The following is a 19,602-nucleotide window of genomic DNA, read 5'->3' on the forward strand; positions in this document are numbered from 1 at the left end:
GTCAATGCGCCAGTTGTATGTCGTTCAGTTGGTGCAACTCACGACGGCACCTGGCCGGTTTCCGAAGCTCGCAGTTCGAGCGCCGACCGAAGCGCTGCGACCACGAGGCGAATTCGCTACCCGACCCGGAGCGGCCATACGCGGGCGCCTTGGGATCTGCTGCTGGTCTCTGGTCTCTGGTCGCTGAGTTGCCGCTCAGTCATTGCTTTGTCGGTTCCAGCAGGTACGGGAATAAGCGACAGTCGAAAGGTGCCAGGGTACGGCTTCGGCGCGAGAGAACCGAACATGCTTCCATTCATCGCCGCGTAGAACGTTCGTTAGAGTCCGAATATTCTTTTTGTCTATACGTTGGCCGAATACGATTTCCTTAAGAGCGAGCGATGCTGCCCGCGTCCTCGCTGATATTCGAACAGCACGACCGGTTCGGTACTGTCTTCGGCGCTGCGATAAACCCACATGTACGACTTGCTCTGCGCAGTCCTGCCGTCTTCCTTTAGCACCTGCACCGTCGTCTCGTCGCCATGAAGCAGGGACTGCGCGAGCAGTGTTCTGCGCATCGCTTCATACAGACGGGACAGGTGCAGATCGGCGGGACGGATAACCCAATCTGCCAGCGTACCGCGACTGACCGCAAGGTTCGAGCGGGTCAGCGCCTCCTCCATGCGATACAGCGGTGTGCCGTCGGCATATTTGGCCGTCATTACCGTAGCGATCATTGCCGGGCTCGCGTTGCTTCCTGGCAGCGGCTGCGTCGGCATGGGAGCGATCACAACCGGCGTATGTTCGGCGTGGCGCTCGCAATGGCGGCACGATATTTGAAGCCGCACATGCTGCAGTCCCGGTGCCTTGACCTCGATATGCAATTGCTCACAGGTCTGTTCGCTCATCCGGTGCATCGCGCCCTTGCAGCACGGGCAGTCCTTCTGGTCTTCGGGCAGGTCGTATTCGATACGGGTGCGCAGCAGGTCGGCGGGTAGTGCGAAGCGCCACAAAGTGCGCGTGCTGCCGATTGACGTCGCTAGTAGCAACTGGGATTCGACGCTCGAAGGCGACGGCTCGATGGCACCGGTGCGGCTCGCTCGTTCGCGGGATGCGTGATGCATCCGCCGCGCGTATCGAGTCAGCACGCGCGGTGCGACCGTTCGCGGACGTCAACGATCTGGCGAACCGGGCGCAACTTGCTCGCCAGGACCTGCAAGTGCTGGCCGATCCGATGCGCTTTACTCGCTCGCGGGCATCCGCCGTCAGGCAATCTGGCAAGCGGTGGCCGCCCTGAGAAATAACCGCCGGAGGGACGGCATAGCGATTGCGCAGCCTCTTCTGGTCCAGCCATCGCTCCTGGAGCGGACTGAAAGCCCCCGCCTGGATCCAGCTGTCGAAATCGGGGCGGAAACAGGCTGTGCGTGGGGAAGAATTCAGGCGGGCTCGGATTAATTCCAGGGCCGCGCGTCGTTGCCTGCGAAAATCCGTGCTCGATTCCTTTGGTGTTGCTATGAAATCTGTGGAACGCCTTAGTACTGCAGTGCCCGGCCTGGATGAAGTTTTATCCGGAGGGTTCATTCGTGGTGCAACTTACATCGTCCAAGGCAGTCCCGGCGCTGGCAAAACGATCTTTGCAAACCAGGTAGGGTTTGCGGAAGCTCGCCGCGGTGGAAGAGTTCTTTACGTCACTCTGCTCGCTGAATCACATGAACGCCTCTTTCAGTCGTTGCGCAATTTTGGATTCTTTGATGAATCGCGAATAGGGACGGACCTGATGTTTTTGAGTCTGTTCAAGACCCTTCGCGAAGGAGGGCTCCCGGCGTTTGTGCAAGCAATTCGGAGAGAGCTATCGAAGCATCGTTCGTCCCTTTTAGTGCTTGACGGTTTGCTGATCGCTTCCGGCAAGACAGATTCGGACGTAGATCTGCGGGTATTCATGGCGGAATTGCAAGCGCATGCCGTCATCGCAGGCTTCACCGTTCTGTACCTTAACAGCGTCGGAGACGAGGAAGGCAGCTTCGAACACACCATGGTAGACGGTGTGTTGGTGCTGAAAGAAGAACTGGCGATAACTCGAACTGTGCGACGTCTCAGGGTCATCAAGACACGCGGAAGTTACTCCCTCGGTGGGTTGCATCAGTACGACATCGACTGCGAAGGACTCAAGGTCTACCCTCGGCTTGAGTCGTTGTATGAAAGCCACGATATTGATGCGTTTCCGCGGGAGGAGCGTGTTGCGAGCGGTATCCACGGTTTCGATCGAGTGCTCTTTGGAGGATTTACGAGGGGTTCTTCAACGCTTCTTTTTGGCCCGCCTGGCAGCGGTAAGACGACGTCCGGTCTTAACTTCGTTGCGCAGTCGACGGTTGAGATGCCGTCCGTACTCTTAGGTTTCTATGAGTCACCGAAGAGACTGGTATCGAAAGCGCGATCGCTTTCGATACCGCTCGATTCGCTTGTCGCTTCCGGCGCGCTTATCATGGTGTGGCGCCCGATCAAGGAAAACCTGCTCGATGAACTAGGGCACACCCTCTTGAAATGCGTCCGCGGAACCGGATCGCTTCGGGTTTTCATTGACGGTATGGGTGGATTCGAGCGGGCTGCGGTCGATCGCGGCCGCCTGGTAGAGTTTCTTACCGCCCTCACTAACCAGCTGCGCGACGCCGGTGCAACTACAGTTGCAACCTGGGAATCGCGTGAACTGATACAAACGCGGGCCGTTTCTCGCGTCTCTGAACTGACGAGCATTGCCGACAATATTGTGGTGCTCCGTCACATGGAGTCAGCTGGCAAACTACAGCGGACGCTCGCCATCGTGAAGTCACGCGACTCTGAGTTCGATTCGCGGGTGCACGATGTAACCATCGCATCGGGCGGGCTTTTCGTTATCGGTCCAACGGCACAAGCGCAACCACCGCATCTTGCGCCAAGCAACGGTGAGACTACCGCACCGATAAATGGAAGCGACTAGGCATGGCGACTATCCTGGTCGTTGACGATGAGGCACTCATTGCCGAGGCACTTGCCTTCCTGCTTTCCGAGGCAGGCCATCTCGTCAAAACAGCAAGCGACGGTGCAGATGGGCTGAGCCTGCTTAAAAAGTCCAAAGCGTCGCTTGTCGTAACGGACTTTATGATGCCCGTTATGACAGGGCTGGAGTTCGCGCGCGCGGTCAAAACAGATACGGTTCTGAAGGAAACACCAATCGTATTGCTCAGCGCGGCACAGGCTTCAATCGGACGACGATATCCGGAGTTGTTTTGTGCGGTGTTCGAAAAGCCATGCGAGCCTCGCGATCTGCTCGCGACGGTCGAGTGCCTACTGAGTCAGGTCAATGGCAGCGCCGCCGGCTTGGACGACACCGATCGCGCCGCCGACGGCTGAATCTTTTAGAGTGATTTTAAGCGAACGACGGACGCGTTCGTCGGGTATGGTAGTCGCACATTCTTGCATGATCATCGGCCACTAACTTAATTTGGGTGTGGAGTTCGACACGATCCAAGATCTCCCACCCAAACCAGATCGAATACCGGAGCGGAGCAGAAATGGTAGAGAAGGCTAGCGGCAAAAGCGCACGGCACGATGGCCCCGACTTTACGGTTGTCGGTATCGGGGCGTCCGCAGGCGGGATCCAAGCGCTTTTGAGCCTGTTCAAAACAGTGCCGCCGGCGCCCGGAGTCGCATTTGTCGTTGTGTTGCACCTCTCGCCTAACCATACGAGTCACGCACACGATGTGATCCAAAATGTCACCGGACTGCGAGTGAGTCAGGTGACCGCGCCAGTGCCGCTGGAGAAGGACAACGTTTATGTCATCCCGCCGGGCAAACAGCTGTCGATGGTCGACGGGTATCTTCGCGTGACCGATCCGGACCTACCCAGACTGCCACCAACGACCATCGACGTCTTTTTTCGCAGTCTAGCGCAGGCGCACGGCTCCCGCGCCGTGTCCGTAATCCTATCCGGGTCAGGCTCCGACGGCTCGGTGGGTATTGCGCGTGTGCGAGAGCTGGGTGGCATGACAATCGTGCAACGGCCTGAAGAGGCCGAGTACGGCGAAATGCCACGCAGCGCAATCGCGACCGGAGACGTCGACCTGGTGCTGCCAGCCGTCGAGATCGTCCCAAGGCTGCTGGCGCTGGTCCGAAGCGCGGCCAACATTGATCTGCCGTCGCCGTCCGACGACGGATCGGCCGACGGAAACGAGGTGCCCGCGACGGAGCAGGACGCGGTTGACCAGGTGCTCGACCTGTTACGGCAACGCACACATCACGATTTTGCCAGCTACAAGCGGGGCACCGTGCTACGCCGGATCGAGCGGCGATTGCAGGTCAACGGGTTGACAGGCAGTGCCGCCTATCGCGACTTTCTGGATGCTCATCCGGATGAGACGCCAAAATTACTGGCTGACATGCTGATCGGCGTCACAAATTTTTTCCGCGACCCCGCAGCGTTCGAAGCGCTGGAAAAGGCGCTTATTGCGGAGCTCAGAAAAAACCTGCAGGGACGCGAAGAAATTCGCGCGTGGGTGCCCGCGTGCTCGACTGGAGAAGAAGCTTTCTCGATTGCGATTATCCTTAGGGAGGCCGCGCGCAAATTGCCGAATCGGCCTCGAGTGACTGTATATGCGACCGACATCGATGAACGCGCCATCGCGATCGCGCGGAGCGCCAGCTATCCTGGCGCCATTGCCAACGACGTCCCAGCGCCGCGCCTCTCCCAGTATTTTTATCAGGACGGAAGCCGCTACGGGATTATCAAGTCGGTGCGTGATACGGTTGTCTTTGCCGCTCACAACATCCTGCGCGATCCGCCGTTTTCCCGCGTCGATTTAGTTTCAAGCCGAAACGTGCTCATTTATTTGGACCGGCGCGCGCAGACCCGTGTACTTGAGACTTTCCATTTTGCGTTGCGCCCCGGAGGGTACATGTTCCTGGGAAGCGCCGAATCCGCCGATTTCGCGTCCGAGCTTTTCGAGCCGGTCGATAAACATTGGAAAATCTACCGGGCGCTTCCACAATCGATCAGAAGCGGATTGTCGGCATTTCCCGTCGCGCCAGTACCAACGACGACCGCTGGCCAGACTTTCTTTTCGATAGGGGGCGGCACGAATCCGACCGCAGCCGCGTCGGGCACCCATTCCAACGCGCTGGACATGTTCGGGCCGCCCCTCATCATCATGCGCGCTGATGGAGAGATCATCCATCGATCTGCCAACGCCAATGGTCTCACCCAAGATGCGCGCCGCACCCGTGTTCACAACCTATTTGACGTGATACGCGCGGATGTCCAGGGAACAGTCCGAAAGGCAATCGATGAGTGCCTGAAAAAAGGACGGCGCGACGACCAACCAGCTGTGCCGTTTGAGTCCGCCTCGGGGTCGATTTTGGTCGACCTATCGATACGGCCCTACCGCGATCCTGCTCGGGAGGAAAATCTGCTTTGGGTGATCTGCGATCCCGTAAGTCCGCTTCCCGACGTGCAGGAAGAACCGGTCGAAGGTGGTGAGGATTCGGTCGGTTCACTGAAGCGTGCGCTAGCGGGTAGCGAGGACCGTCTGCGCAACTCGGTGGAATATGCACGGAATTCGACGGAGGAGCTCAGAGCGTCCAACGAAGAACTGCAGGCGATGAACGAGGAGATGCGCTCGGCGACCGAAGAACTCGAAGCGAGCCGAGAGGAACTTCAATCGCTTAACGAGGAGCTGGTGACGGTCAATTCCGAGTTGATGACCAAGGTTCAAGAATCGGCACGGGTCAGCGATGATCTCCAAAACCTCATTTCACTGGTCGGCGTCGCCACCGTCTTCGTTGACCGGATGCTAAATATCAAGCGCTACACCGCGCCCGCCGACACGCTGTTTAATATCCTTCCTGGTGACCGGGGCCGGCCGCTCCAGCATCTCACGCACAACTTGGACTATCCGGGGATGATCGACGATTTGCGTGTTGCGTTCGAACAGCTTAAAAAGACGGAGCGCGAAGTGGCGAGCACGGACGGGCGAAGTTTCCTCGCGCGCGTACTTCCCTATCGCACCGACGACGACCGGATTGACGGGGCGGTGCTTGCGCTCATTGACATTACAGAACAAAAAGCCGCCCAAGAGGAGGCACGCGAAGGCGTTGAAAAGCTGAAGCTGGCGGCCCAGGCGACGCATGACTTCGCGATCATCGTGCTTGATAACGACGGCATGGTCGTCAACTGGAACGCGGGCGCCGGTCGAATCTTCGGGCTGAAATCCGGTCAAATGCTGAGTCAGCCGCTCGACGCTATTTTTACGCCCGAGGACCTGGCCGCCGGCGTGCCCGCTTATGAGCGCCGACAGGCGCGCGTAACGGGTCGAGCTGAGGACGAGCGCTGGCACATCAGAGGGAACGGCGAACGCGTTTACTGCAGCGGGTATCTCAGTCGCATCGACGTGCCGGGATTCTCAGGATTTGCGAAATTCGTGCAAGATGCGACGCGTCGCAAACTCGCCGAGAGCAAGCAGCAGCAGGCGTTGGAGAAAGAGCGGGCAGAATACACGGAAGTCGAGAAGCTCAGCCGGATGAAAGACGAATTTATTGCGGTTCTGTCGCATGAACTCAAAAACCCGCTGAACCTGATCCACATGAAAGCGGAAATGCTGATCCGTCTTCCTGAAACGCGGCACATTGGCCGGGTTCAAGAAATTACTGACGCGATTCAGAAGTCGGTGAGTACCCAGGCACAGATTATCGACGATCTGCTGGATTTCTCGCGGGTCAACACGGGAAAACTGTCGCTACGTTTCGCTCCGACGGACGTCAGCGCAATTGTCCGCTCGATTGCCGAGACGTTACAGAAGGATGCGAGCCAGGCTGGGATTGACTTGCGGCTCGAACTGTCCGACACGCCGGTCCTGATTCGGGGCGACGCAGTGCGCGTCGAACAAATCATTTGGAACTTGGTCAGCAATGCTTTGAAGTTCACGCCTCGGGGCGGCCGTGTAACGGTGCGGCTCATGCTGGAGGCGGGACAGGCGCGGCTCGACGTAACGGATACGGGCGATGGCATCGCGGCGGACGTCATTGGCTCAATTTTCAACATGTTCCAGCAAGCGCCGACGGTGGCACACCACGTACGTAAGGGCGGCCTGGGGATCGGTCTTTCGCTTGTACGCGAGCTTGCGAAGTTGCATGGCGGTCGCGTTGAGGCACACTCGGGCGGGCTTGGTAAGGGCGCATCCTTTGTCGTGTGGCTGCCCGCTGATGCGTCATCTATCCAACGCCATGCGGGCGACCGACCCGCCGACTTGTCCGTCTTTCGGGGCAAGAAGATTCTTTTGGTCGAGGATACGCCGGAGTCGCTCGCCGCGATGTCGGACCTGTTTGCGATCTACGAAGCGGCCGTGACGCCGGCGGGCAACGCATCGGACGCCCTTGAGGCGGCAAGCCAGCAAGGCTTCGATCTGGTTATTACCGACGTGAACCTGCCGGACTTCGATGGTTATTGGCTTGTTGACAAGCTAAGAGGTTTGCCCGCGTACGCCGCCATTCCGGTGATTGCAGTTACGGGCCGCCCTGTGGCACAAGAAGAGCAGCGTGCGCGTGAGGCAGGGTGCGATTCGTGCCTCGCCAAGCCTTTTAGTCTTGAAGCCCTCGCGGATGTTTTTCGTCAAGCGAAGACGTAGCGGCATAGTGGCCCTCAAATACGTGGCTACGTTGCCTTCGCGACCACGGAGGCGCGCAGTTGCGGGACATCCACGACCCGACCTCAGGCATACGGTCCAACCGCTAATGAAGTGGCGCTCACTTCTCGACCGCCTATAAACCGAGGAGAGTAAGTGGTGCCTACCCTCTGCACTTGGAATGTTGTTTCGCCTGTGATTATGCCCGCGTGGCTCGTCGATTTGCGTCGGCCGAGCGGCAGTATCTTTCAAGCCCGTCGATAACCATACGGCCGGGTTCGAACGGCGTGATTTTCACATGTGTAAGCAATATGACCGGCAGAGGCAGACGCTACGTTTTGGCTCCCTCCGTATCGGTATCCGTATCGTCGGTGTCGTCGGTATCGACGGCGGTCGCGGTACTCCGCTCCACGGGCACGCGCACGGCGGACTCCCAGCGGTGCGAACCGCACGCCTCGCACGGTTCGCCCGGACGTTCGCGCGACGCGAGCGTCACGCCGCAACTCCAGCACGAGAAATAACCGTCCGCGCCGATTGCATCGAGCAGTCCTCGCTCCATGTCTGGCCGCACGGTCAGGCCGGGACGGGGCGTCTTTCTCCAGACGATGCTCATCGACCCGGACGCTTCCAGATACACGCGCCGCAACTGGCCGAGATGCGCGACGTTCGCCGCACGCAACTGGGAGGCCAGCATTTCGCGCGAGATCTGGCTCGCCCTGAGTTGATCGAGCAGCATGCGGCCGTCCTTCACGAGCATGCGGACGTCGCCTTGTTGCAGGACTTCGAGCTTGCGCCAGCGCAGCCCGGCTTTCGACGTCAGGCGCTGCAGCGCCACGACTGTCAACAGCACGACGGCGGCAGGCAATACGCCCTGCGAGGACACCTGAATAGGCACGCCGATGGCCGCGCCCAGCATCAGAATGACGGCGAGTTCGCTGATGCTCAACTGTGCGGCCACGCGCTTGCCCATCATGCGCATCGCAATCAGCAGCATCAGGTACATGACCACGGCGCGGGGAATGACTTCGACGAGAAAGGCCCACGGTCCGTCGCCAATGAGAAGTCGCTCGATGAATGGCATTAGCGCTCCACTTCAGTGACGGCGTAGGTCCAGTCGCGCGATCCGCAGTTATCGCAGTTGAGGCCTTCGGTGCGGCCGGTCTTCACCGTGTTGCCGCAATCCACGCACGCATGCCAGCCATCGACGCGGGCTTCGTCCCGCAGCTCCTCGTCGAAGGCGGGCAGCACCGACAGGCCTGGCCGCGCGGGGCGTGCAGGGATGATCGAGAACGCGCCCGAAGGCTCCATGTACAGGCGGCTGATCTGGCCGAGATGTTGCCAGCCGGCAAGACGCATGGCTTCGAACACTTTCTCTCGCGGCATGGCGGCGCGCGCGAGTTCCGGATGTTCGAGCCGGCCTTCACGCGCGAGCAGGGTGACATCGGTCGATACCATCGTTTCCACGCGCCGATGCGTAATGCCCGCGCGCGCAATGACACGCTGGAGCACGACGGCAACCAGCGCGATCAAGAACGGCGGCAGCATGCCGCGATTCGCCGCCTGGAGCGGGACGCCGATGGCGGCGGCGAGCGTAACGACAATCGATATTTCAAACAGCGTGTACTGCGCGGCGACGCGTCGTCCGAGGAGACGCATCGCGATGACGAGCAGCACGTAGGTCGCGCCGGTTCGAACCAGCACTTCTATAAGAAAATGCCACGACGCGTTCCCAAAAAGGAAACGATGCCAATCGGTCAGGCTGAACGGTGGGGATTGCACTTCGACACCTGCAACATCGCTCGAGAGTGTACGGGCAAGCGCATTTAATGTGCCCGTATGGTCCTGCTAAGCCGTTCGATTCATCTGCGCAAGCGCGGCCTGCGCGGCCTCCCGCCCGTGGATCCAGTGTTCCGGGATGGCGGGCTTGCTGAACTGCTCGTCCTCGGAATGCGATACGCGCTGCGAGGGTTCATAGTCGACGGAGACGACCTCAACCGGCTTTGCACCGGCGATCTGACGCGACAATGGGGATGTTGTCTTGTCGGATTTCTCCTCAGCCGTTCATTTTAACGACTTTGCGCGTCGATCGCTGGATGCGGTCTAAACGGGGCGGCAGTGCGCGCAGCGTCGTACGACGGTCGCGCTAGCTGCGCCAACCGCTAATCGTTGTCGCTGTAATACACGTACGAAGGCTGCCGCAGCTTGCCTTCTTTGCCCGCCGCGCCGGGCGAGTCCGGCAGCCGGGGCAGCTTGTCCCACAGCAGTGCGCGTCCGAGAACCTGGTTGCGGTCCATGTTCGGATGGTCCTCTTTCAGCCGGTTCAGAAACTGCTCGAACTCGGACACGTAAAGGCCGGTCGTTCCACCGCCTTGTTCACGATGACGTTTGAACAAGCCCACGGTTTTCTCCTTTCAGTCAAAGGTTCATTCGTTGCGGACAGACTTGGCTTTCCTGCGATCAAGCATCCCCTACGCGCTCGAACCGAAAAAAACATGCGATGCCTTCGAGTCGTTGACCTCCTGGATATACAGCGTCTCGCCGAATACGACGCGATACCCCTTCTTCGGCAGGACCGCGGGCCGGTTGCCGGTCAGCCGGCTGTCGATGCCGCCCGGCCCAGGCATCGGCGCGCACGTTGTTTTCGGGCTGTGCGTGAAGCTGTGCATCTGGCGTGCCTGCGCAAGCTGCGCGATGGCATGGCGAATGCTCCATGTTCGCCGGTTGAATGAATGTAACGGAGCATTCGCATGAGTTGATCGGCTTTGACGTTTTTTGCGCTCGTCTGCGCGTTGATCGCGATCGCGGATGAAAGCGGCTACCCGACCGACGTCGACGCCGCGCGAGAACCTCCTAAGCTCCCGATGCCAGGACGCGGGCGCGGTCCGCGAGCCCGTCCAAACATTGCAAACGCCAGTCGAAGTAGCGCCGGTTGTAGCCCGCGCATCGATATTGAGCGAGATCCTGGCGTACCTGATCGCGAGTCGAGTCGGTCTTGCCGCCCCGATGACGCGGCTCGCGCGTCGAGCGCAACACCACACGCGCGATGCCCTCGCGGACCGGCGCTTCAGACTGACTTCGTCACCATCAGCCAGAAAATGCCGACAAACGCGACGAACGCCAGCGCCCCGAGCACCGTCCACGCCGTCATCAGGCGCCAGTAACGCTGCGAAAGTATGGCGCCCGCCGCCGCGCAGGCGCGCGCTTCCGCCGCGAGGTGCATCTGTATCAACACGACGGGCACCCAGCACCCAATGGCGAAGACATAGAGCCCGATGGACCATGCGAGCCAGGGCGTTCGCACTGGGAACCCCGCGAGATGCAGCATCGCGATGCCTGTGAGCGGCTGAACGATAGCGGTCGGGGTCGTGAAGAGCCAGTCGGCGAGCACCACCAGCCGGCTGATGCGGGCGACGGTGCGCGCATCGCGGCCGAGCGTCGCGCTCAGCAGATAAAACGCGGAGCCGATGCCCGTGCCGAAGAGAATCGTCGATGAAAGCACATGCAGCCACTTGATGACGAGATAGGTCACGGTCGGCTCTTTTTATCGAGTTGAATCAGAAGAACGAGGGCGGCGAGCATCGGCAAATTCTTCGACAGCGGGCCATACGGATGCAGCCAGTACTCCGGCAAGCGGCAGGTGATGAGCAGCGAATAGAAGACGATCAGCGCAATCTGGCCTTGCCACAGGCGCGTACGCGGACCGAGACGCGCGGGCCACGCAAGCGAGAGCGCGCCAAGCAGCAGGTCGCACGCCGCAGCGGAATACAGCAGGAACACGCGCGTGCCGGGCGGCGCGCCGACGCGTGCGAGCAGGTCCAGGCTCGCGTCGCGAGGGTAAAGCCACGCGGACACGATGGCCGTCCAGATCCATACCGCCGCAATCGAGCCGACGAGCAACGGCACGGTCCACGCGAGCTTCGCCTCCATGCCGAAGCCGCGTGGCAGCGCGGGTAATCGCGACAGCGAGGTAGGCGGCCTGCCGAGCCAGCGGCGCATGCCGTCGTCCGGCGCGGTGTTGCCGCGCTCCAGCATGTCGAGCGCATCGCTGCTGACGAACGCGCCCGGCAGCCGTTCGCCGATGCGCGCGGCCAGTGTAACGAGCGGCATCGGTATCGGAAGAAACGTCGGCGGGGCGGCGCCTGCCAGGCGCGCGAGGACGCCGAGGTAGGCTCGCATCGTCATCGGCTCGGGGCCGACGGCCGCCACCGACTCGTTCGACGGCGCTTCTGCCGCCAGCGCGCCTCTCGTCACCAGTTCGACGACATCATCGACATGCACCGGCTGCACCCGCTGCGCACCGCCGCCCGGCAGCGGCACGAGGGGCAGCGTCGCCCAGGCGGTGAAGAACTTCGTGCTGCTTCCCTCCGGCGAGAAGACGAGCGAAGGCTGCACGATCAGCGACGATACGGGCAGGCGCGCAAGGCGTCGTCGGCCGCGCGCTTCGTGAGGTGGTAGGCGCTTTGCGCGTGCGAATCGGCCCCGAGCGCCGAGATCTGCACGATGCGGCGCACGCCCGCGCGCACCGCGGCCCCGAAGAGGAGGATGGGCGCATCTGCGTGCAGGCGCTGGAAGTCGTAGCCGGAACGGTCGCTGAAGACGCCGACCGCGTTCACGACCACGTCGACGCCGTCCAGAAGCGGCATCAACGTTGCTGGGTCGTCGATACGCGCGAGATCGAGCGCGACGAAGCGGCAGCGAGGCGACGCATCGCGAGCCGGCGGCGCACGCCGCGCGCAACAGATCACCGAGTGTCCCCGCGCGAGCAGCGCCGCCGCGATGCGCGAGCCGAGCAGCCCGGTAGAACCCGTGAGGAAGATGACCATGGCATTGGGTATCGACGCGACGAAAGACATCCTCTTGCCCGGCATATCCGCCGGATTGCTGTCGACGGCGGCGCTCCGCATCTGCGCGCGGCTGCATGGCAAGCGCGCGGCGGCTCCGGTAAGCGCCGTGAGTCACTGGCTGTGGCCGCAAGAAGCGAACCAGACGGCGCATCCGAAGCCGAGGCATCTGCTCACGGGACTCGCCATCCATCAGATGATGTCGATAGGCTGGGCGGCGGGCAACGCGCTCGGCGTCGCGGCCGCCCGGCGCACGATCAGCCCCAGCCGTGGACCGCGCAAAGAGCGAACGCGCCGCGTCGCGCTCGCGGCGGCGACGACGCTGGCGGCTGCGGCGGGAGACTACATCGTGGTGCCCAAGCGCTTCACGCCCGGCTTTGAACACCACTTGCCGGTCGCGCACATTGCAGCGGTCTATCTCGCGTTCGGTGCAGGGCTCGTCGTGCCGTTCATATTCAAGCGGCCGCACGGCCGACGCTCGGCCTAATGATTACTCCACTGCGCACCGTATCGTTCGTCAACGCCGGAGCAAGGTGATGATTTCGCACGGGTTTCTCGTTCGTCAATATTTTTGCGGCTCACTGATCGCCATCGCCGCTTTCGCTTCACCCAGCGCGCATGCACAGCAGGCCGTGCGGCAGCCGACCACGCGCGAACGCGCCCACTGCGAACTGCGCGAACTAGAGAGCGTCGGCTATCGTCCGTGGAAGAACGACTACTATTACCCGCGCCACCTTCAGTTGGCGCAGGCGCGGCTCGAGGCGAGAAAACGCGCGCAGGGTCTCGACGGCGTCGATACCTGCGGGGGCGGCGCGACACCGGCACCCGTGCCGGCCCAGGCGCCCTAACCGCCGATAGCGCCTAGCGCCGGCAGTGTTCGAGATAGTCTACCTCGTGACTCCCGACGAATTCCACGATGCTGCTCTACAACCGCAACGGCGCGTCGATGGACTTCGTCTCGAGGCGTTGGCTGCCCACTGGAGAGACCGCGGCGAGGACTTCCAAGGCGCAATGGCGGGACCCTTGCTCACAACAGACGAAAGCAAGTTGCTGGCAGGCACGTCAACGGACTCGTGTCGCCATAGCCTTGGCACGCACGCTGCGGCCGAGGAAGTGCCGCTCGACGTTGTGCAAAAGATTCTTGGCCAGGCTTCGCTGCAAACCACGTCCATCTACGTTGAGGCCGAGAAACGGCGGATGCTTCGTGAGGCGGCATCCTTCTACAGCCGTCCGAGGTCAGATGGACCCCGCAATAGCTACGTCCCCCCTCTTCGCGGGCGAGAGGTTTCCGTGTTATCAACGAGAGCCGCCACCTCTGCAACGCCGCAAGTCGCTGTACACGCTTGTACACCGGCGTTGTTAATTGTAGATTGGTACGAAGTAAGCTACTGTTGAAGAGTTGTCATGCGCCGAGTGATGAATCGCTTCCCTTCATACTCGAAAGTTGCTCGCACCCTGCCCCTGTCTCATGGGGGTGCAGGGCCTCGGGTGCACTCTCATCCTGATGGCAGTTCTCGTGCAATTGTGGTTCTATACCGCGACAGGGAAGCAATGCAGCAGCGTGCTACAACAACGGCTTTTCGCCTGACAAAGATCCAGATTTCGTTACACTACTCACACATTTGGGTCCACCGACTTGGTCGTGCAGCGTTAAGCGCTCATCACAGGCAACGTCAGAGACGCCATTCACATACCGATTTGCATGCCACGGCCGAACCTCGTCGCGCCGGTTCACGGGCGAAAACATGCTCGTGGCTGTGGGTGACTTCCTGACGATATTGCTCGACAACCGAGCACGCTTTAGGCTGTCACCCCGCTGTTAGCGGGTCTCCCGAGACCCGCTCCGCATCCGCAGATGTTGTCCATTGGAGCGCTCCCCAGTCATGGAAGGTCGAAGCGCACCGGTTCGACGGGGCCCGCGAAGAGGCGAAACATCGAAGTGGCGTACCGTTCCGATAAATGCTAAAGACCGGAAGAAGCTGCCGTGACCATTGAAGCGGTTTGGTTCCTTATCGTTGGCGCGCTACTCGTGTTGATGGCGGTAGCGCGAAAAATCGTCGAGCGCCTGCCCATGACCGGCGCAATGGTGTACCTCGCAGTTGGCTTCGTTCTGGGGCCGGCCTGCACGGGGTTGCTTGCCCCCAATGTCGAGAGAGACGCCCACCTCCTGCGGATTCTCACCGAATCCGGCCTTGTCGTGTCGCTTTTCGCGATTGGCATGTACCTGAGAATCGAACTCACCAACCCGCTGTGGAAATTAACGCTGCGGCTTGCCGGTCCAGCGATGCTTATCACGATAGCGCTCACGTTCGTGGCTGCGCGCTGGGGACTTGGCCTCGCAGCCGGTCCGGCACTCCTCCTCGCCTCTGTGCTCGCGCCCACCGATCCGGTGCTGGCCAACGAACTGCGTGTGGAACAGGCGGGCGACGATGAACCGTTGCGTTTCGCCTTGTCATCGGAGGGAGGACTCAACGACGGCGCTGCCTCGCCAATGGTCTTTGTCGCTCTCGCGCTGTGCGGCGTTCATAGCCTGGGCAGCGATAATCCTTGGACTTTTTCTCTTGCGATCCTGTGGGGACTTGCAAGTTCTTCCGTTATTGGATGGGGCTTTGGCACCGGTGTCGTCGCTCTGATCACAAAGCTGCGCACCCGATACGACCACGCGCTGGGCTTGGAAGGCTTTCTGGCGCTCGGGCTGGTCGCCCTCGCCTATGGAGCGACGCTCATTGTCGACGGATATGCGTTCGTTGCAGTGTTCGTCGCCGGCGTCGCGGTGCGACGGCAGGAGATGAAGGCGACCGGTGAGCAAGCGCCGAGCGAGGCATTGAGAGACGTCGAACGTGGTGAGCGCGAAAAAGCCGCGAAAGATCCGCAACTTGCACACGCCTACATGGCCGAGTCGATGATGGGCTTTTCGGTTGAAATGGAGCGGTTTATCGAATTGGGACTAATGTTGCTTATCGGAGGCGTCGTCTCGGCGCATTGGCAGGATATGCTGCGTTGGACCGTTATTTGGCCGGTCCTTTTTCTGTTCATTGTTGCGCGACCAATCGGGACAACGCTGTCGCTTATCGGTTCTTCATTCGGTTGGCACCAGCGACTTTTGTCCGCGTGGCTCGGACTTCGCGGCGTCGGCGCATTCTATTACCTCCTTTTTTGTCTTGAGCAAGCCGGGAAACCGGTTGCATCACAGATCGGACCGATCGTCTTGGCGGCAATTGTCCTCTCGGTGGTTCTTCATGGCGCTAGTGCGACGGTATTACTCGAGCGCTACTTTCAAACGCGGGATCAATAACCGTGAAGTCGCGCCTGGCGCGGGGCGACGCGTGCGCATGTCATCCATCATGCGCTGGCGTAACGGGCTGATAACTTCGGTAGTTGTCGTCATGGCTCGGCTCCTGTCAAGTATCGAGGCGGATCGCCTCATCAACATAGGAAACCAAGCCGAGTCCCTTCGAAAAACCACATGCCTCAAACGGAGGGTCTACCGCGCGAGCGGTTAAGTCCCCTGGCCGATTTCCGAGCCCCGCGATTTAAACGCTGGTCCCAGAGAGAGGCCGCGGATCAACGCGATCGGAGCAGTTCGACCGAGAGATGAGGCGGAAGATGCGATTGGAACTGCTTGGTCTCGACGTTAAACCAGACCTGTTTCCAACCGGGCCGAAATCCGTCAAATCGTAATACCAGTGTCCCTCCAGCGCTGAGCTCGAACCTATACACGAAACCGTTGACCGGGGCGAACATGTCTCCTCCGTTGTTATGCGGGAACGCGTATTGCATCGACCTTGAAGCCACTTTTCAAGCGAGAACCAGCATAAGCCAGGCGAGACCGTTAAGACATCGGGATTACAAAGTCGTGAAGGGAAGGTGACACCGCGTCGGGATTCAAGGTCACATGCGTAGAGGGCGAGCACTTCCCGCCGCCTCGAAGCGGTAAAGGCGCTGATCCGCTGGGCAGTACCTCTCGCTTGTTGGCTCGGCACAAGCGCGCGCTTTCAGGGTGGCTCGGCTTACGCGGCGTCAGTGCCTTTTATCACCTGGTGTTCACGGGTTGCTCGTCGAGACGATTTTCGCATGGCACTGCGAGGCATCGGGAATGACGGAAAGCAGGAAATCGGGCGCTTTCTGTCGCCAAAGACGGGCAAGCAGTACGTGCTCATATCGGCGGGGGGGCGCGCGGCAATCGCCTGATCGTGGCGACTTGTGATCGCATATGCGCTAAATCGTTGATTGTCGATGCGCAGTCGCCGCTTTGAGTTCTAGCCATTATGGCCAAAGCTCTAATGGATTCCAAACACTCTTCCTCGCTGAGCGACTGGTCGGCCGGGGTCGCTGGCTGCTCTGCGACGGGCGCTTTTACCCGACCGCGGTTTTATTCGGCTTTTGTGCTGCGCGGGATGAATTTGGCCGCGGGCAGACAAAAGGCGCCGTCACCTTGCAGTTCGTCGCGATGTGCGCCGCGCCGATCGTCATCGATCCGTCCTACCTGAGCTGCGTCGCTTCATTGGCTCGCCGGCGATGAGCCCGAGGCCGCCGACGGCGAGATGGGAGCAGTCGACGAAGATCCGAGGGCGCTATCTGTAGCGTCGCCAGTTTTCATTGAGCCGATGCCGGCTTTCCCTGCGTCGTCAGACTGCTTACAACCCCCCGTTGCGATGGCTACCGCTGTTGCGATCGCAATTTGCACCACGCCCAACAGCAGTGAACGCTTCATAGTGGTTCCTCCATCGAAAGGAATGGGCTACCGCGCGGACAAGCTTGTTCGCGTAGGTCGAGCCGCAAGTTGCATACCCCGCGCCGCTGATGTTGGAATGCCGATCTTAGCGCTGGCGCAACGGCGACCGGGATCGCGTGCGATATGCCTTATGCGCTTGCCCTAGCCGGTCGCGGAGAGACGTCTGCCGGGTCCGGCGCCTCTTATGATCGACCTGCTTCGTCGGCGATCCGGCTTGGTCTTGAGGCACTAGACAGACGTATGCGATAGCGCGAGACAGTCGAACCATGTCACGCACGCGTGCGTTCGAGAGACTGCTTTCTGGAGGACCACCTCGACCGAGATTTCGAAAAACCTGCCGCTACTCTTGATTCCGCCGCTTTTGGGATGCGTCGCTAGCAGCATGGCACCACCGGGAAGGAATCTCAGTGACGCAGAATGCCGCGGCCTCGCGGCCCTAGGGGCGAATGCGAGTCCGACAATGGCTCAACATCAAAGCGAATTACGTGCGCTGCGGCGGGATGGCTATAAGCCGCCGCCGTTTTCCGATGATCCGTACTACCCGGACGACATACAAGCGGCGCAGCGGGTCGTTGATTACTGGTTTCAGACAGAGTGCCAGCCAACGCCCAATCTGTAATTCGCCGTCCTGTTGAGACGCCGGCTCGCGGGAAGTTTGCGGGGTACATGGTCAGTGATCCGGGGCAGACCGGCCATTTCTGGCCATATGCACCTGATCATAATGCCGCGCGGGTCCCGCGCTAGGCAGGGTGTCAGAGCGCTGGTCCCTCCGGCGCCTCCCTCCGGAAGCGCACCGCTACCGAGCTACCTACGATGGCGCTATTTCGATCAGCGGCACCAAATCTAACGTCTCGCCCCACACTAAGAATCAGAACAGCGTCGCCAGGTGATACTCGGGTAAGTGTATGGCGCGAATGTAGCCGCATTTTCACGTTTTACGGCGACTGACCCGCAGTGGCGAACGTAGCCATCAGCGCCGTGATGAACGGGCATTGAGCGTTGGTGTCGCCAAGCGACCAATAGGGAAAAGCCGGTATCAGCCGTCCCATCAACTGTTAAGAGGAGCACGGTCATGCTCGAGCCGTCGCTAGCCCTAAGCTTGCGAATCTGAATCATAGGAGAGCGCACCCAAGAAGCGCTCGCCGGCGGTGAACATAGCCCGATCAGACGACAAGTGCGACGACGGCACTGCGCGGGCGTAAGCGATGCCAGAATAGAGGGGGAATGAGGCAACAACAAAAAATCGCTTGGGAACAAATGACCGCCACGGCCTCGCTTAATGGCAATACGGCAAGCCTGCGAAGAACAGCCCGGAAGCGCCGAGAAGCTTGAGAGCGGTTTTGTCTGCCAGCCACATCGATCTTTCGGAACCCGGCAACGACAGCGCCGGCATAATGCGCCGCCTCGCTTGTATTCATCGCGGGTCGAGCAGCTTGGCCGCGTAGCCTTCTGGATGGTTCATGCAGGATTCCGACGGACTCGAATGCGAGTCAATGAGGATACGCGGGGGTCGCGCCTGCGGGTTTAACCGCCTGCCGGCGCCTCGTCCACCTCCCCTCCCAGCTCGTGCAGTTCGATAGTGCCGGCGGCCTGCGACTCGAGCGCGAGAATTTCGCCGGGCTCCAGCGTTTCATTGTTATTCGCGTCCTTATCGACAACAACGCGGAGCGTAGTTTCGCCTTGGTTGGTAATTGAGACTTTCATGGCTTTCTCCCTAGAGGAAGGCGGCCATTAGCGGCTGCCTTATGCCATTCTCCCCCGTAAAGTTCCACCCTTCAACGGGTGTCGAAATCGCTTCGCGAACGCAGCCCCATGCTTCGTAGAGTTGCAAGACGTATTTTAGCCAACCAGGATTGGGCAGCCAACACGATTGCGCCCGTGCGAGCCGCACCCTCGCCGCGCCCATCCTCGACACCGCCTTGATGGTTCTTATCCCTACGGCGCGAAAAAGACGAGTGATCTGCATGTCGTTTGAATTATGCGGCGTCATTGAATGGCTTAAAAGATCGTAGAACCTGAAACCCCTCGTCGTTAGCGTCCAAGCCTTCGCCCAATCTCGCCGAATTCAATGGGAGCCCTGGATAGAGGCTAAGCGAGCGTCAATAAGCCGCTCAGCGATCACTCGACATGCGGGGCAACGCGCAGGGGAGCCTGCTACGATCCTTGTCGCGTCTACGCCCGCTTTGCTGCGGGCTTCTTCTTTCGGACTATTCACCGCGCGAGCATCAGAACCGGGCGTCTGCGCAGACCGGCTCATCGCAGGACCGGCCGAAGCTCGCTGCCATCGCCGCTTGCACCGCTACCCGCTTGCGTCGACGCGATTTCCTTTGAAAGCGCAGACGGGAACGGGGAACGAGGCTTGCTCCGAATTACATGCTTCTCCCGTAGGCAACGCGAA

General features: G+C 60.5%; 17 protein-coding genes and 2 pseudogenes. 9 read left to right on the forward strand and 10 right to left on the reverse strand.

All coding sequences use genetic code 11. The annotated features are described in order from the left end of the window. Positions 1-383: 383 nt before the first annotated feature. A pseudogene (locus AC3D25_RS02845) lies at positions 384-986 on the reverse strand (IS66 family transposase); the annotation flags it as partial. Between the two features lie 104 nt (positions 987-1,090). On the opposite strand from AC3D25_RS02845, the gene AC3D25_RS02850 reads away from it, so the two are divergent. From AC3D25_RS02850 to AC3D25_RS02865, 4 genes are all read left to right on the forward strand, one after another. After that, a complete protein-coding gene (locus AC3D25_RS02850) occupies positions 1,091-1,276 on the forward strand; it encodes a hypothetical protein (protein ID WP_488886955.1) in 186 nt (61 codons plus the stop codon). Positions 1,277-1,468: 192 nt separating this feature from the next. After that, entirely contained in the window at positions 1,469-2,953 is a 1,485-nt protein-coding gene (locus AC3D25_RS02855) for an ATPase domain-containing protein (RefSeq protein ID WP_488886956.1), read from the forward strand. A gap of 2 nt (positions 2,954-2,955) precedes the next feature. Then, on the forward strand, positions 2,956-3,366 hold the full coding sequence (locus AC3D25_RS02860; RefSeq protein ID WP_488886957.1) for a response regulator: 411 nt from the start codon (positions 2,956-2,958) through the stop codon (positions 3,364-3,366). Between the two features lie 161 nt (positions 3,367-3,527). Next, a complete protein-coding gene (locus tag AC3D25_RS02865; RefSeq protein ID WP_488886958.1) occupies positions 3,528-7,631 on the forward strand; it encodes a CheR family methyltransferase in 4,104 nt (1,367 codons plus the stop codon). 328 nt (positions 7,632-7,959) lie between these two features. On the opposite strand, the gene AC3D25_RS02870 is transcribed toward AC3D25_RS02865, so the two are convergent. The 8 genes and pseudogenes from AC3D25_RS02870 to AC3D25_RS02905 all read right to left on the reverse strand — a co-directional run bounded on the left by AC3D25_RS02870 (position 7,960) and on the right by AC3D25_RS02905 (position 12,481). Further along, positions 7,960-8,709 carry a DUF421 domain-containing protein gene (locus AC3D25_RS02870; protein WP_488886959.1) on the reverse strand — a complete coding sequence of 250 codons (750 nt, stop codon included), beginning with the start codon at positions 8,707-8,709 and terminating at the stop codon, positions 7,960-7,962. Next, positions 8,709-9,407 carry a DUF421 domain-containing protein gene (locus tag AC3D25_RS02875; RefSeq protein WP_488886960.1) on the reverse strand — a complete coding sequence of 233 codons (699 nt, stop codon included), beginning with the start codon at positions 9,405-9,407 and terminating at the stop codon, positions 8,709-8,711. The genes AC3D25_RS02870 and AC3D25_RS02875 overlap by 1 nt, the downstream gene beginning before the upstream one ends. 66 nt (positions 9,408-9,473) lie before the next feature. Continuing rightward, positions 9,474-9,668 (reverse strand): annotated as a pseudogene (locus AC3D25_RS02880) (DUF3734 domain-containing protein); the annotation flags it as partial. 119 nt (positions 9,669-9,787) lie between these two features. Continuing rightward, positions 9,788-10,027, reverse strand: coding sequence for a DUF3460 family protein (locus AC3D25_RS02885; protein WP_488886961.1), 240 nt, complete (start codon positions 10,025-10,027; stop codon positions 9,788-9,790). 69 nt (positions 10,028-10,096) lie between these two features. Next, positions 10,097-10,294 (reverse strand): hypothetical protein, encoded by a 198-nt coding sequence (locus tag AC3D25_RS02890; RefSeq protein ID WP_488886962.1) that lies wholly within the window; start codon positions 10,292-10,294, stop codon positions 10,097-10,099. A 398-nt stretch (positions 10,295-10,692) separates the two neighbouring features. Then, positions 10,693-11,157 (reverse strand): DUF2269 family protein, encoded by a 465-nt coding sequence (locus AC3D25_RS02895; protein WP_488886963.1) that lies wholly within the window; start codon positions 11,155-11,157, stop codon positions 10,693-10,695. Further along, positions 11,154-12,020, reverse strand: a complete 867-nt coding sequence (locus AC3D25_RS02900) for an SDR family oxidoreductase (RefSeq protein ID WP_488886964.1) — start codon at positions 12,018-12,020, stop codon at positions 11,154-11,156. The genes AC3D25_RS02895 and AC3D25_RS02900 overlap by 4 nt, the downstream gene beginning before the upstream one ends. A gap of 2 nt (positions 12,021-12,022) precedes the next feature. After that, the gene (locus AC3D25_RS02905; RefSeq protein WP_488886965.1) at positions 12,023-12,481 is read right to left on the reverse strand and encodes an NAD(P)H-binding protein; all 459 of its coding nucleotides are present in this window, start codon (positions 12,479-12,481) and stop codon (positions 12,023-12,025) included. On the opposite strand from AC3D25_RS02905, the gene AC3D25_RS02910 reads away from it, so the two are divergent. The 5 genes from AC3D25_RS02910 (at position 12,450) to AC3D25_RS02930 (ending at position 17,823) form a co-directional block, all read left to right on the forward strand. After that, the gene (locus AC3D25_RS02910) at positions 12,450-12,956 is read left to right on the forward strand and encodes a hypothetical protein (RefSeq protein WP_488886966.1); all 507 of its coding nucleotides are present in this window, start codon (positions 12,450-12,452) and stop codon (positions 12,954-12,956) included. The genes AC3D25_RS02905 and AC3D25_RS02910 overlap by 32 nt on opposite strands. Positions 12,957-13,005: 49 nt before the next feature. Further along, complete coding sequence (locus AC3D25_RS02915; RefSeq protein ID WP_488886967.1) at positions 13,006-13,317, forward strand: DUF4148 domain-containing protein; 312 nt, start codon at positions 13,006-13,008, stop codon at positions 13,315-13,317. Between the two features lie 163 nt (positions 13,318-13,480). Then, positions 13,481-13,864 carry a tyrosine-type recombinase/integrase gene (locus AC3D25_RS02920; protein ID WP_488886996.1) on the forward strand — a complete coding sequence of 128 codons (384 nt, stop codon included), beginning with the start codon at positions 13,481-13,483 and terminating at the stop codon, positions 13,862-13,864. A gap of 589 nt (positions 13,865-14,453) precedes the next feature. Further along, complete coding sequence (locus tag AC3D25_RS02925) at positions 14,454-15,764, forward strand: cation:proton antiporter domain-containing protein (protein ID WP_488886968.1); 1,311 nt, start codon at positions 14,454-14,456, stop codon at positions 15,762-15,764. Positions 15,765-17,586: 1,822 nt separating this feature from the next. Beyond that, positions 17,587-17,823: a DUF4148 domain-containing protein gene (locus AC3D25_RS02930; protein WP_488886969.1), complete on the forward strand. Its 237-nt coding sequence runs from the start codon at positions 17,587-17,589 to the stop codon at positions 17,821-17,823. 905 nt (positions 17,824-18,728) lie between these two features. Here the strand turns inward: AC3D25_RS02930 and AC3D25_RS02935 are convergent. Then, positions 18,729-18,908, reverse strand: a complete 180-nt coding sequence (locus tag AC3D25_RS02935) for a hypothetical protein (RefSeq protein WP_488886970.1) — start codon at positions 18,906-18,908, stop codon at positions 18,729-18,731. Positions 18,909-19,602: the final 694 nt, after the last annotated feature.

This window comes from Caballeronia sp. SL1002 (genome assembly GCF_057814995.1).